A 13,929-nucleotide genomic window follows, 5' to 3' on the forward strand; every position below is an offset into this window, starting at 1 on the left:
GGCGTGGGCGACATCGTCGTCAGCGGTCAGCTCCTGCTGGCCGTGCCGATCGCGCTCCTGGCCGGGCTCGTGTCCTTCGCGTCGCCCTGCGTGCTCCCGCTGGTGCCCGGCTACCTCGCCTACGTCGGCGGATTCACCGACGCCGACGAGCGCGCGGCACGCGGACGCCGCCGGGTCGTGCTGGGCGTCCTCCTCTTCGTGCTCGGATTCTCGCTGGTGTTCGTCCTCTACGGGGCGGCGGCGGGCACGGTCGGCTTCTGGCTGCGCCAGTACACCGACCTGATCACCCGCGTCCTCGGGCTCGTCGTGATCGCGATGGGGCTCGTCTTCATCGGGCAGTTCTCGTTCCTCCAGCGCACGCTCCGACCCGGGATCCGTCCCGCCACCGGGCTGATCGGAGCGCCGCTGCTCGGCATCGTCTTCGGCGTCGGCTGGACGCCCTGCCTCGGCCCGACGCTGAGCTCGATCCTCGCCCTCAGCTACGGCGTGGGCTCGCCCTGGCGCGGCGCCCTCCTCGCCCTGGTCTACTGCCTCGGACTCGGCATCCCCTTCCTCCTCGTCGCCTTCGGCTTCAGCTGGGTGACCAGCACGCTCGCCTTCGTGAAGCGCCACATCCGCGTGGTCAACATCCTCGGCGGCGCCGCCCTCGTCCTGATCGGAGTCCTGATGGTCACGGGCATCTGGAACACCCTCGTCTACGGATCCCTCTCGGCGGTGATCGATGGCTTCCAGCCGGCGATCTGAGCCAGAGGAGAGCACGCGCCGCCCCGACGAGGCCGCGCAGCGGAGGACGGACGCCTCCTTCCGCCCCGCCGACCACTACGACTCCGACGGCACCGTCACGCAGCCGGCGCTCGGGTTCACCGGCTGGCTCCGCTGGATGTGGCGCCAGCTCACCAGCATGCGCACGGCGCTGTTCCTGCTGCTGCTGCTGGCGATCGCGGCGGTCCCCGGATCGCTCGTGCCGCAGCGCTCCTCCGACCCCAACGGCGTGACCCAGTACTTCGTCGACAACCCCGACCTCGCGCCCCTGCTCGACAAGGTGCAGGCGTTCGACACCTACACCTCCGCCTGGTTCTCGAGCATCTACCTGCTGCTGTTCATCTCCCTGATCGGCTGCATCGTCCCGCGCACGCGCCACCACTTCCAGGCGATGCGATCGCGGCCGCCGCGCACCCCGGCACGCCTGCAGCGCCTCGCCGGCTACACCGTCCGCGAGGTCGAGGGCGCGACGGAGGAGGAGGCCGTCGCCTCCGCCCACTCCGTCCTGCGCCGGGCGGGCTACCGCGTCGAGCGCTACGACGACCCGCGCGGCCGCTGGTCGAGCGTCTCGGCCGAGCGCGGCTACCTCCGCGAGACCGGCAACCTGGTCTTCCACTCCGCCCTGGTCGGCATCCTCGTCGCCGTCGGAGTGGGCGGCGGATTCGGCTACAGCGGGCAGCGCGTGCTGGTCGAGGGCTCCCAGGGGTTCGCGAACAACCTCGCGGCCTACGACTCCTTCAACCCCGGCCGCTTCTTCGACAGCAGCCAGCTCGACCCGTACCAGCTGACTCTCGACAGCCTCGACGTGAAGTACGAGGAGCAGAACCAGTCGGCGCTCGGCCAGCCCGTCGACTTCACCGCGAACGTCACGACCTCCGAGCGCGGCGGGGGCACCGAGGACCGCACGATCAAGGTCAACGACCCGCTCGCGATCGGCGGCACGAACGTCTACCTCCTCGGCAACGGCTACGCCCCGACGATCACGGTCCGCGACCCCTCGGGCCGGGCGATCTTCACCGACTCGGTGCCGTTCCTCCCGCAGGACGCGAATCTGACCTCCGTCGGCGTCGTGAAGGTGCCGGACGGGCTCTCCGAGCAGCTGGGCCTCACCGGCTTCTTCTACCCGACGCAGGACACGCTGGCCTCCGGGGCCTCGACCTCGATCTTCCCCGACCTGCAGTACCCCGTGCTCTCGCTGAACGTCTTCTCGGGCGACCTCGGCCTCGACGGGGGAGTGCCCACGTCCGTCTACGTGCTCAACACCGACTCGCTGACCCGGCTCACCGGCGGCACCACCGGCGTCGCGCCGATCACCCTCAAGCCCGGCGACACGGCCGAGCTCCCGAACGGGCTCGGCAGCGTGACCTTCGACAACACGGGCGCCGACCCCACGCGGATCGGCACCGACAGCGTCAAGCGCTTCGCCTCGTTCGACATCCACCACGACGCGACCCAGGGCTGGGTGCTGCTCTTCGCGATCCTCGTGCTCGCCGGACTCCTCACCTCGCTGTTCGTCCCGCGGCGCCGCGTGTGGGTGAAGGCGACCGCCCAGGACGACGGCGGCCTCCTCCTCGAGTACGCGGGACTCGCCCGCGGCGAGGACCCCCAGCTGGTGCGCGCCGTGCGGACGATCGCCGACCGGCACGCCCCGCTCGACTGACCCGCCTCCCGGACGCCCCGGAGGCCCCTCCACAGGCGCCGCCCGGCTGGGCAGGGGCCGAGTCTGTGCAAGCGCGAAGGGGCGGGCGGGGCGGCGAGCGATTACCCTGAGGAGGTGATCGCGACCCTCTCGCAGTACTCGGTGCTGTGCCTCTCCTCCGCCATGGGCATCTACGCCATGGCGTTCGTCTTCTTCGCGATCGACCTCGCCCGCCGCGCCTCCCTGGCCGACGGCGAGTCGATCGAGGTCGTGCAGGAGGCGGAGCGCGTCGCCTCCGCGGCCGCCGCCGACCGCGCGGCCAGCGGCAAGGCCACCGTCGCCGCCGCAGGCTCCGGACGCACCGCGACGCTCTCCCGCATCGGCAGCCGCGTCGAGGACGAGGTCTACCGCGCCCCCGCCCGCTCGAAGACCATGCGCATCGGGTTCTCGCTCACGCTCCTCGGCTTCGTGCTCCACCTCGCCGCGACCGTGCTCCGCGGCGTCGCCGCCGGCCGCGTCCCCTGGGCGAACATGTACGAGTTCTCGATGACCGGGACGCTCATCATCATCGGCGTCTTCCTCGCCGTCCAGCTGCGCTGGGACCTCCGCTTCCTCGGAGCGTTCATCACCGGCCTCGTCCTGGTGCTCCTCGGCATCGCGACCGTCAACTACTACGTCGCCGTCGTCCCGCTCCCGCCGGCACTCCAGTCCTACTGGCTGGTCATCCACGTGCTCGTCGCGATCCTCGGCACCGCGTTCTTCGCCCTCGGCTTCGCGCTCTCGGTCACCCAGCTCCTCCAGGCCCGCCGCGAATCCTCCGGCGACAGCCCCCGCTCGGTCCTCCGCTTCCTGCGCACCCTGCCCAGCTCCCTCACCCTCGAGAACCTCGCCTACCGCGTCACGATCCTCGGCTTCATCCTCTGGACCTTCACGCTCATCGCCGGCGCCGTCTGGGCCGAGAAGGCCTGGGGCCGCTACTGGGGCTGGGACACCAAGGAGGTCTGGACCTTCATCATCTGGACCATCTACGCCGGCTACATCCACGCCCGCGCCACCCGCGGCTGGCGCGGCACCCCCTCCGCCTGGCTCGCCATCGTCGGCTTCGCCGCCGTCATGTTCAACTTCGGCGTCGTCAACGTGTTCTTCAAGGGACTCCACGCCTACTCCGGCCTCGACACCGGCATGTGATCGGCGGGGCCTGGCGGGGCCGCTCGCGGCGTTGTCGGCGACGAACGTAGCTCCCGCTACGCCCGACGCCTCCGCCTTGCGATCGACCCCACCAGGCCCCGCCGACCGCCCACCAGGACGCGCTTTGAGGACGGCTCCGCTTCGCGGTCGCCGCGGGAGGCCCTCCGCTTCGCGGTCGGGTCTGGGTGGGCTCCGCTTCGCGGTCGCCGTGGGGGAGTGCTCCGCTTCGCGGTCGCGGTGGTGGGTGGGCTCCGCTTCGCGGTCGGGTCTGCGTGGGCTCCGCTTCGCGGTCGCCGAGGTGGGTGGGCTCCGCTTCGCGATCGCCGTGGGGGAGCGCTCCGCTGCGCGGTCGGGTTCTGGGGAGCTGCGCTTCGCGGGAGGGCGGGGGGACGGCGGTCGACGGGACATGCTGATCGAGTAGTGAGCAGCGCGAGTATCGAGATCCCCTGACACGAACGCTCGGAGCGAGCCTGTCGAGTTCCCGCGTACGGAAGCGCCGGGTCGGTGCGTGCTGATCGAGGAACGGGCGTGTCGCGGCCGGGGGCACGGACGGGCTTCGGGTGGCCCCGCGCGGGTCAGACGGCGGTGACGACGTCGATGAGGTGGGGGGCGAAAGGGGCGTCGAGGGCGAGGACGACGCGGGTGCGGGCGTCGAAGGGGTGGACGCCGCGGTAGATGCCGCGGAGGTCGGCGACGGTCTGGCCGCGGCCGGGGCCGTGGGTGGCGTCGACAGTGACGTGGACGCGCGGGGCGGAGGTGAGGGCGACGGCGTCGACGGCGATCGCGGCGGCCATGGGGTCGTGCATGGCAGCGATGCGCTCGCCGAAGTGGCCGACGTAGAAGTCGAAGTAGAAGTCGAGCGCCTGCCCGATGGCCTGCGCGAGGGGATCGGGCGACGCGAGCAGGACGGCGCGGTCCTCCTCCGTCAGCAGGTGCCGCATGGTCACGTCCAGGGGCACGAGCGTGAGATCCCAGTCGGCCGCGACGACCTCGGCGGCGGCCGCCGGGTCGTGCCAGATGTTGGCCTCCGCCACGGCGGTCACGTTGCCGGGGACCAGCGCGGCTCCGCCCATCACTGTCACCGAGTGGACGAGGGACGCGATCTCCGGGTGCGCGCGGAGGGCCAGCGCGAGATTCGTCAGCGGGCCGATCGCGACCAGCCGCAGCTCGCCCTCGTGCTCGCGGGCGAGACGGAGGAGGAGGTCGGCCGGATCCTCGTCGACCGGCTCGCCGCCCTCGGGCAGCGCGACCCCGCCGATGCCGTCGTCGCCGTGCACGTGCGGAGATCCGCCGGCGTAGTCCTCCTCGAGGAAGTGGTGCGCCCCCACGGCGACCGGCACGTCGTCGCGGCCGGCCAGCGCCAGCAGGCCGAGGCTGTTGACGGCGGCCCGGCGGGCGTCGGTGTTGCCGCTGACCGTGCTGATCCCGACGAGGCGGGCCCGGGGCGAGCGGAGGAGGTACGCCAGGGCGAGCGAGTCGTCGATGCCGGTGTCGCAGTCGAGGAAGACGGGGACGGTCGATGCGCTCACGGTGCTCCGATGCTCGAGGGTGGGGGATGCGTCGGGCACCGGCGGCCGACGCTCCCATTCTGCCGCTCCTCGGACGCGGCGCCCGCCGCCGACGATCAGAGCAGCGCGTAGGAGTCGCGGAGCCGCGCCCGCCACCAGTCGAGCCGCTCCGGCGACACGGCGTGACGGGAGAGGAGCTCCTCCGAGACCTCCACGCGGCCGACGGGGATGCTGCCGTCGACCGGCCGCAGCGGCCGCTCCGTGACGTCCGCGGCGAGGAGGGACGCGGTGCCGAGTCCGCAGTCGAAGGGCAGCTCGGGGAGCGCCGCGGCCAGGGCGGCGCCCATGGCGAGTCCGACCGAGCTGTCGATCGCGCTCGAGACCACCGCCGGCAGCCCCGCCTCGGCGACGAGGGCCAGCGCCCGGCGCGTCCCGCCGAGCGGCTGGGCCTTCACGACCAGCAGGTCCGCGGCTCCGGCCCGGGCGACGGCGAGCGGATCGGCGGCCTTGCGGACGCTCTCGTCGGCGGCGATCGGGATGCCCATGTACTTCACCCGGTAGCGCAGCTCCGCCAGCTCGTCGACGCTCGCGCACGGCTGCTCGACGTACTCGAGGTCGGACTCCGCGAGGGCGTGGACGGCGTGCTCGGCCTCGTCGAGGTTCCAGCCGCCGTTCGCGTCCACGCGGATCCGGCCCTCCGGACCGAGCAGGCGGCGGACCTCGACGACCCGGGCCACGTCGTCGGCCAGCGTCTGGCCGCGCTCGGCGACCTTCACCTTCGCCGTGCGGCAGCCGTGGTAGCTCGCGAGCACGGCGGCGACCTCGTGCGGTGCGACGGCCGGGATGGTCGCGTTCACCGGGATGCGGTCGCGCAGCGGTGCCGGCTGCTCGCTCCAGCCGTAGTCGATCGCCGCCCGGAGCCACGCCGCCGACTCCTCCGCGCCGTACTCGAGGAAGGGCGAGAACTCGGTCCAGCCCTCGGGGCCGCGCACGAGCGCGATCTCGCGGTTGTCGACGCCGCGGAAGCGGGTGCGGAGCGGCAGAGCGACGACGCGGAGTCCCGCGTCGATCTCGCCGAGGGAGGGGAGCGGGGAGGCGGGCACGACGTCGTCCATCCGGCCATTGTCCACCGGCCGGGGCCACGCGGCGGCCACCCGGGCGCAGGAGGTCGGCGACGCGCGCGCAAGCCCCCGGGGTCCCTCCTCCGAGCGACCGCCGAGGTGCCAGACTGACGAGGCTGCCGTTGGAGTCCGGAGGAGTGCGATGAGCCAGATGCCGATGAGCCCGCCGCCCGCGCCCGCCCCGGGCCCGACGCAGGGCTCCGTCCCCTCCCACCGCCCGCTCGGCAGGGGCGCCTGGATCGCGCTGGGCACGAGCCTCCTCGTGGGCGTCGTCTACACCGGCGTGCTCGGCACGCTCGTCGCCGTCGGAGTGGGCGGCGCGCTCGACTCCGCCGCCGGCAGCGCGTCGACGAGCGCTCCGTCCGAGCCGTTCGGCGACCCGACGGACGACCCGTTCGGCAGCGGGGACCCGTCCGATCCGCTCTACGACTACCCCGGCTACCAGGACGGCGACGCCGCGACGATCCTCGGCCAGCCGTCCGCGGAGGACGTGCGCGCGAGTGCCGAGAAGGCCGTCGCGGCCGTCGAGGGCGCCGTCCCCGAGGAGTGGACCTCGGCCGACGACGAGTACTACGAGCAGTCGCAGAACGCCTACGGCGGGCCCTCCCTCCTCTACGACTACATCTCGGCGACCGAGTACGCCGCCGCCGACGTCTCGACCGACGCCGACAGGCAGGCGGCGGTCGACCGCTTCACCGCAGCGCTCGCGCCCCTCGGCTTCGACGACGTCGAGGTGGCCGACACCCCCGAGGAGTGGTCGGAGGCGGGCTACGAGCTCGACGGCGACCTCTCGGACGAGGAGGCCTCGGCCGCGCTCTGGATCGTCACCGCGCGCTCCTCCGCCGACCTCGTGCCCGCGATCGAGCTGGGCCTCGTCGACCTCGACGCCGATCCGACCGGCCTGGTCGCCGACATGCTCGACGGAGTCGGCCTCTCGCCGGACCCGCAGGGCGCGTTCCTCGCCGGGTACGCGAACGGGGTCCTGCAGGACGAGGACCGCGGCGAGTTCACCGACCGCCTCGAGGAGTACGGCGGAGTAGCCGCGACCTGACCGGGCGCTACAAGCAAGCCCGTCCGCCCGCAAGCCCGAATCGGCGCACCGCCCGCGCCCTACGGTGAGGGGATGGCTGCACCCCGCTCGACCAGGCCCCTGCGCGACTACGCCGCGATCGGAGACGGTCGCACGGTCGCCCTGATCGCGAAGGACGGCAGCGTCGACTGGATGCCCGTCCCGGACCTCGGCTCCACCCCCGCCTTCGCCGCCCTGATCGACGCCGAGTCCGGCGGCTGCGTCGAGCTCGCCCCCGAGGAGCCCGCCGAGGTCTCGCGCGCCTACATCCGCGACACGAACGTCCTCGAGACCACCTTCACCACCGAGTCGGGCACCGTCCGCGTGACGGACGCGCTCGTCACCGGGATCGCGGGCCGCCTCCCGTGGGCCGAGCTCGCGCGCCGCGTGGACGGTGTCGACGGCGAGGTGCGGATGCGGTGGGCCGTGCGTCCCGGAACGGGACTCGGCCGGTTCTCCCCGTGGATCCAGAACGCCGACGGCCGCTCGCTCATCCGCGCCGGCGACATCACCATCGGCGTCACCGGCCAGGAGCACGGGCCCGACGGCGACGACGCGCCCTCCGGCGCCGGCGACGAGCTGACGGGCTCCTTCGTCGTCACCGCGGGCAAGGACGCCGTGCGGCACGTCCTGGTCGTGTCGGCCACGCACGACGAGCCGCTGCACTTCCCGGTCGCGAAGAACGTCGACCGCGGCATCGACCGCACCATCCGCAGCTGGCAGGACTGGTCGGAGGAGTTCTCCTACGACGGCCCGTGGTCCGAGGCCGTCCAGCGCAGCGCCCTCGCGCTCAAGCTGCTGATCTACTCGCCCACAGGAGCCATCGCCGCGGCCGCGACCACGTCGCTCCCGGAGTCGCCCAACGGCGGCAAGAACTGGGACTACCGCTTCGCCTGGGTGCGCGACGCCGCGTACACGATGCACGCGCTGGTGCGCTTCGGCCTGCGCGAGGAGACGCACGCCGCGCTGTCCTGGCTCCTCCGCACGATCAAGGAGCACGGGCCGGACCTGCACATCTTCTACGGACTCGACGGCTCCATGCCGACCGTCCTGGAGGAGTTCGACGTCCCGGGCTACGCCGGCATCGGCCCGGTCGTCGCCGGCAACGCAGCGCAGAGCCAGCTGCAGCTGGGCGTCTTCGGCGACCTCTTCGACATCTGCCGCATCTACGTCGACGAGGGCAACGTCCTCGACATCCAGACCGGTCGGCTCCTCGCCCGCGTCGCCGACACCACCTGCGACCTGTGGCGGAACCGCGATGCGGGCATGTGGGAGCTGGAGGAGGAGCAGCACTACACCTCCTCGAAGATGGGCTGCTGGCAGGCGCTCGACGCAGCCGTGCACCTGGCGGAGCTCGGCCAGGTCGCGGGCAGCCCCGACCGCTGGCGCTTCGAGCGCGACCGCATCCGCGAGTGGATCGAGGAGCACTGCTGGTCCGAGGAGCTCGGCTCCTACGTGATGTACCCGGGCAGCGAGGAGCTGGACGCCTCGGTGCTCCTGCACGCGCCCAGCGGCTACGAGCGCGGTGAGCGGATGATCTCCACCATCGACGCCCTGGTGAAGGAGCTCGGCCGCGGCGCGCTGCTGTTCCGCTACTCCGGCATGGAGGGCGAGGAGCACCCGTTCGTGGCCTGCTCGTTCTGGCTCGCGTCCGCCCTGGCCTGCGTCGGTCGGCACGACGAGTCGGTCGCCCTGATGGACGAGCTCGTCGCCACGGTCCCGAACGACGTCGGGATCATGTCCGAGATGATCGCGGTCGACGACCTGGCCTTCTGGGGCAACCTGCCGCAGGGGCTCAGCCACCTCGCGCTGATCAACGCGGCCATCACCATCGAGGAGCTGGCGCCGGAGAAGGTCGGCCGCGCGTAACCCCGCCGACGGCGTCCGCGCAACCCGTTGAGGGCCGGCTCCGAGGGGCGTAGACCGGTACCACCCCCTCGCACCGCACCCACAAGGAGCACCTCAGCATGGATCTCGGCATCAGCGGCCGCATCGCCCTCGTCACCGGAGGCGACTCCGGCATCGGCCTGGCCACGGCGCAGCTCCTCCTCGCCGAGGGCGCGACCGTCGTGATCACCGACAAGGACCAGGCGGAGCTCGACCGGGCGGCGGCCGGGCTCGACGCTCCGGAGGGCCGCCTGCACGCCTTCGCCGCCGACGTCACCAGCACGGAGCAGCTCGCCGAGCTGCACCGCCGCGTGGCCGGAGCGGTCGGCGCGATCGACATCCTCGTGCAGTGCGCCGGAGTCACGGGGGCGCAGGGCCTCTTCCCCGAGATCGACGACGAGGGCTGGACCAGCACCCTCGAGGTCGACTTGCTCGGTCCCGTGCGGCTCGTGCGCGAGTTCCTCCCCGACCTCCGCACCGGAGGCTGGGGCCGGCTCGTGCTCACCGCCTCCGAGGACGCCGTGCAGCCCTACGACGACGAACTGCCCTACTGCGCCGCGAAGGCGGGCGTCCTCGCCTTCGCCAAGGGCCTCTCGCGCTCCTACGCGCAGGAGGGCCTGCTCGTGAACACGGTCTCGCCTGCGTTCATCCGCACTCCGATGACCGACGCGATGATGTCCAAGCGCGCCGAGCAGAGGGGCACCTCGGTCGACGAGGCGATCTCGTCCTTCCTCGACGAGGAGCGGCCGTACATGGAGCTGAAGCGCCGGGGCGAGGCCGAGGAGGTCGCAGCCGTGATCGCCTTCCTCTGCTCCGACCGCGCCTCGTTCGTGAACGGCTCGAACTACCGCGTCGACTCCGGATCCGTCGCCACGATCTGATCCCCGCAACCACGGGCCCCGCCCAGCGCGCGCACCCCGCGCGTGCGGGCGCCGTCCAGCCGAAGAAGCCAGACTCGGGGCGGGACACCGCACCCGGCACTGCAAGAGAAAGGAACGGTCCATGACCACCACCCTCGAACGCCACGTCGAAGCCCCCGCGGGCTCCGGTGCCAAGACCAGCCGCCGTCAGAACGCCGAGAAGGGCTTCAAGGCCTCCAAGGAGCTGCTCGACAGCCTCCAGATCGTCCTCGTCGACCTGATCGAGCTCCACGTCCAGGGCAAGCAGGCCCACTGGAACGTCGTCGGCAAGAACTTCCGCGACCTCCACCTGCAGCTCGACGAGATCATCGAGGCCGCGCGCGAGTTCAGCGACGACATCGCCGAGCGCATGCGCGCCCTCCACGGGATCCCGGACGGCCGCAGCGACACCGTCGCCGCGACCACCACCCTCCCCGAGTACCCGCACGGCGAGATCGACACGGCCGAGACCGTCGACCTGGTCACGATCCGCCTCGAGAACACCGCCGCCACCATGCGCGAGGTCCACGACCAGGTGGACGAGGAGGACCCGACCAGCGCGGATCTCCTCCACGCGATCATCCAGAGCCTCGAGCAGTACGCCTGGATGGTGTCGGCCGAGAACCGCACCACCTCCGCCGCCAAGTAGGGGCGAGCACCGGCAAGGGGACTCCGCGTCAGCGGGGTCCCCTTCCGTCTGCCCGAGCGGTGTCGAGTCGCCGTGCAGTCCGGATCAGTAGGGTCATGACATGAGCACGCAGGTCTCCGAACTGTTCGACGCGCACCGCTGGGCGGCCGTCGACGGCTTCGACGCACTCGAGGACATCACCTACCACCACGACCGCTCCGGCCGCATCGCGCGGGTCGCGTTCGACCGGCCCGAGGTCCGCAACGCGTTCCGGCCGCGCACGGTCGACGAGCTGTTCCGCGCCCTCGAGGACGCCCGGACGAACCCGCGCGTCGGCGTCGTCATCCTCACCGGCAACGGCCCGAGCCCGCGCGACGGGGGCTGGGCGTTCTGCTCCGGGGGAGACCAGCGGATCCGCGGCCGCGACGGCTACCGGTACTCCGACGGCGAGACCGCCGAGGGCATCGACTCCGCGCGGAACGGCCGCCTGCACATCCTCGAGGTGCAGCGCCTCATCCGCTTCATGCCGAAGGTCGTCATCGCGGCCGTCCCCGGCTGGGCCGCGGGAGGCGGGCACTCGCTGCACGTGGTCTGCGACCTCACCCTCGCCTCCGCCGAGCACGGGCGCTTCAAGCAGACGGACGCCGACGTCGGCTCCTTCGACGCGGGCTACGGCTCGGCGTACTTCGCCCGCCAGATCGGGCAGAAGGCCGCGCGCGAGGTGTTCTTCCTCGCGCGGGAGTACTCCGCGCAGCGCGCCTACGAGATGGGCGCCGTGAACGCGGTCGTCCCGCACGCCGAGCTCGAGACGACCGCGGTGGAGTGGGCCGAGACGATCCTCACCAAGTCGCCCACGGCCATCCGGATGCTGAAGTACGCGTTCAACGCCGTGGACGACGGCCTCGTGGGCCAGCAGCTCTTCGCGGGCGAGACCACGCGCCTCGCCTACGGCACCGACGAGGCCGTCGAGGGACGCGACTCCTTCCTCGAGAAGCGCGAGCCCGACTGGTCGCCGTTCCCGTGGCAGTTCTGAGCCGGAGGGCACGCAGGTGACCCGCCCGCTCGCCGGTGTCGACGCGACGGTCGAGGCCGTCCTCCTCGCTCTGCGCGCGGCCCTGGACGGCAGCGGCCCGGCGATCCGCGTCTCCGCCCCCGGCGCCGCGACCGCCTCCGATGGCGCCGTCGTGCCCCAGCGCGTCGCCGTCGTCGTCGAGACCTCGGGCTCGTCGGGGCCGCCCAAGCGGGTCGCGCTCTCGACAGCGGCCCTGCTCACCAGCGCCTCCGCGACCCTCGCCGAGCTGGGCGGGCCGGGACGCTGGCTGCTCTGCCTGCCGACGCACTACGTCGCGGGACTGCAGGTGCTCGTCCGCTCGCTGACGGCGGAGGCCGACCCGGTCGTCCTCCCGGCCGGCGGCTTCGACGCGGCGGCCTTCCTCGCTCTCGCTCGGACGATGCCGGCGGGGGAGCGGAGGTACTCCTCGCTGGTCCCCGTGCAGCTCGCGAGGCTGCTGGATCTCGCCGAGCGCGATCCGGCCGCGGCCGAGGCGCTCCGCTCGTTCGACGCGCTCCTGATCGGCGGCCAGGCGACGCCGCAGCCGTTGCGGGACCGCGCCGCCGCCCTCGGTGCGCGCATCCGCCTGACCTACGGATCGAGCGAGACGTCCGGCGGCTGCGTCTACGACGGCGTCCCGCTCCACGACGTGCGGATGCGCGTCGAGAACGGGCAGGTGCTGCTCGGCGGCCCGACCCTCGCGGAGGGCTACCTCGACGCCGACGGCGCGATCGACCACGAGCGCAGCGCCTCCGCCTTCCTCGAGCTCGACGGGGAGCGCTGGTACCGCACGGGCGACGCGGGGTCGATCGTCGACGGGCGCCTCCGGGTGACCGGTCGGCTCGACCGCGTGATCGTGTCGGGCGGGGAGAAGGTGTCGCTCGACGCCGTCGAGGCCGTGCTGCGCGAGGGGACCGTCCCCGACGCGGTCGTCGTGCGGCGGGCGGACGAGCAGTGGGGCGAGGTCCCGGTCGTCGTGACGGCGGAGGAGGCTCCCGCGCTCACCGACCTGCGCGCCCTGATCGCCGACCGCCTCGGGCGCGCCGCCGCTCCCGCGGCCGTGCTGCCGGTCGGCCGCATCCCCCTCCTCGCCTCCGGGAAGCCCGACCGCCGCGCCCTCGAGGTGCTCGCCGAGCAGGCCTGACCGGCTCCGAGCGTCGACGGGCCGGTGGGTAGGATTCCCTCCGTGTCGAGTACGAGTCGCAAGAAGAAGTCCTCCAGCGGCCGCCCCGGGGGCAGCCCGCGAGCGGTCGTCGTGAAGCCCGCCGGTCCCCGCGAGTGGATCGCCGGCGCCCGCCTCCGCACCCTCCCGCTGGCCGTCGCCCCCGTGCTCATCGGCACCGGAGCGACCCAGGTCGTCGACGAGGGCTGGCACTGGGTGCGCGCCCTGCTCTGCCTGGCCGTCTCGCTCGCCCTGCAGATCGCCGTCAACTACGCCAACGACTACTCCGACGGCGTGCGCGGCACCGACGCCAACCGCGTCGGACCCTCGCGGCTGACCGGCTCCGGAGCGGCGAAGCCCCGCCAGGTGCTCACCGTCGCCCTGGTCTTCTTCGGGATCGCGGCCGTCGCCGGCCTCGTGCTCACCGCCCTCTCGGGGCAGTGGTGGTTCCTGATCGTCGGCGCGGCGGCGATCGCGGCCGGCTGGTTCTACACCGGCGGACGCCGCCCCTACGGCTACCTCGGGCTCGGCGAGCTCTTCGTCTTCGTGTTCTTCGGCCTGGTCGCCACCGTCGGCACCACGTTCGTGCAGATCGGCCGCACCAACCAGGAGTCGTGGCTCGGCGCCGTGGCGGCGGGCCTGTTCGCCTGCGCCGTGCTCATGGTCAACAACATCCGCGACATCCCGACCGACCGCCTCTCGGGTAAGCGGACCCTCGCGGTGCTCGCAGGACCGGCCGTGTCCCGAGCGATCTACACGGGTTTCGTGCTGATCCCGTTCGGCATCGCGGTGATCCTCGCGCTGTTCTACCCGCTGGCGTGGCTGACGCTCTTCGTGCTTCTGATGATCCTGCCGGCCATCCTGATCACCCTGACGGCGAAGACGGCGAAGGAGCTCATCCTGGCGCTGCAGCTGACAAGCCTGGGCGGGCTCGCCTACGCGGTCATCCTCGGGGCGGCGCTGGCGTTCTAGAGCGGCGGCTCGCACGAGGCGGGCTCGGGTGGGCCGGATTCGG

General features: G+C 72.7%; 12 protein-coding genes. 10 read left to right on the plus strand and 2 right to left on the minus strand.

Translation table 11 applies throughout. The features are described 5' to 3' along the window. Positions 1-3 precede the first annotated feature (3 nt). From C5C25_RS03830 to ccsB, 3 genes are all read left to right on the plus strand, one after another. Positions 4-744, plus strand: coding sequence for a cytochrome c biogenesis CcdA family protein (locus C5C25_RS03830; protein WP_244230512.1), 741 nt, complete (start codon positions 4-6; stop codon positions 742-744). Next, positions 722-2,422 (plus strand): cytochrome c biogenesis protein ResB, encoded by a 1,701-nt coding sequence (locus tag C5C25_RS03835; protein ID WP_104249774.1) that lies wholly within the window; start codon positions 722-724, stop codon positions 2,420-2,422. The genes C5C25_RS03830 and C5C25_RS03835 overlap by 23 nt, the downstream gene beginning before the upstream one ends. 162 nt (positions 2,423-2,584) lie before the next feature. Further along, positions 2,585-3,589 carry a c-type cytochrome biogenesis protein CcsB gene (gene ccsB, locus C5C25_RS03840; RefSeq protein ID WP_104249832.1) on the plus strand — a complete coding sequence of 335 codons (1,005 nt, stop codon included), beginning with the start codon at positions 2,585-2,587 and terminating at the stop codon, positions 3,587-3,589. A gap of 575 nt (positions 3,590-4,164) precedes the next feature. Here the strand turns inward: ccsB and C5C25_RS03845 are convergent. Together C5C25_RS03845 and C5C25_RS03850 are read right to left on the minus strand one after the other, a co-directional pair. Beyond that, on the minus strand, positions 4,165-5,118 hold the full coding sequence (locus C5C25_RS03845; RefSeq protein WP_104249833.1) for a nucleoside hydrolase: 954 nt from the start codon (positions 5,116-5,118) through the stop codon (positions 4,165-4,167). A 95-nt stretch (positions 5,119-5,213) separates the two neighbouring features. Next, complete coding sequence (locus tag C5C25_RS03850) at positions 5,214-6,212, minus strand: o-succinylbenzoate synthase (RefSeq protein ID WP_104249775.1); 999 nt, start codon at positions 6,210-6,212, stop codon at positions 5,214-5,216. Positions 6,213-6,360: 148 nt separating this feature from the next. Here C5C25_RS03850 and C5C25_RS03855 point away from each other — a divergent pair, with 148 nt between their 5' ends. The 7 genes from C5C25_RS03855 to C5C25_RS03885 all read left to right on the plus strand — a co-directional run bounded on the left by C5C25_RS03855 (position 6,361) and on the right by C5C25_RS03885 (position 13,886). Beyond that, entirely contained in the window at positions 6,361-7,269 is a 909-nt protein-coding gene (locus C5C25_RS03855) for a hypothetical protein (RefSeq protein ID WP_104249776.1), read from the plus strand. 72 nt (positions 7,270-7,341) lie between these two features. Continuing rightward, the gene (locus C5C25_RS03860) at positions 7,342-9,156 is read left to right on the plus strand and encodes a glycoside hydrolase family 15 protein (RefSeq protein WP_104247930.1); all 1,815 of its coding nucleotides are present in this window, start codon (positions 7,342-7,344) and stop codon (positions 9,154-9,156) included. 98 nt (positions 9,157-9,254) lie between these two features. Continuing rightward, positions 9,255-10,055, plus strand: a complete 801-nt coding sequence (locus tag C5C25_RS03865) for an SDR family NAD(P)-dependent oxidoreductase (protein WP_104249777.1) — start codon at positions 9,255-9,257, stop codon at positions 10,053-10,055. Between the two features lie 121 nt (positions 10,056-10,176). Next, on the plus strand, positions 10,177-10,722 hold the full coding sequence (locus tag C5C25_RS03870; RefSeq protein WP_104223596.1) for a Dps family protein: 546 nt from the start codon (positions 10,177-10,179) through the stop codon (positions 10,720-10,722). 100 nt (positions 10,723-10,822) lie between these two features. Next, positions 10,823-11,734, plus strand: a complete 912-nt coding sequence (locus C5C25_RS03875; RefSeq protein ID WP_104249778.1) for a 1,4-dihydroxy-2-naphthoyl-CoA synthase — start codon at positions 10,823-10,825, stop codon at positions 11,732-11,734. Positions 11,735-11,750: 16 nt separating this feature from the next. Further along, on the plus strand, positions 11,751-12,896 hold the full coding sequence (locus tag C5C25_RS03880) for an AMP-binding protein (RefSeq protein WP_181133624.1): 1,146 nt from the start codon (positions 11,751-11,753) through the stop codon (positions 12,894-12,896). Between the two features lie 42 nt (positions 12,897-12,938). After that, positions 12,939-13,886, plus strand: a complete 948-nt coding sequence (locus C5C25_RS03885; RefSeq protein WP_374953116.1) for a 1,4-dihydroxy-2-naphthoate polyprenyltransferase — start codon at positions 12,939-12,941, stop codon at positions 13,884-13,886. The last annotated feature ends 43 nt before the right edge of the window (positions 13,887-13,929 follow it).

The organism is Rathayibacter sp. AY2B9 (genome assembly GCF_002931595.1).
Taxonomy (GTDB): domain Bacteria; phylum Actinomycetota; class Actinomycetes; order Actinomycetales; family Microbacteriaceae; genus Rathayibacter.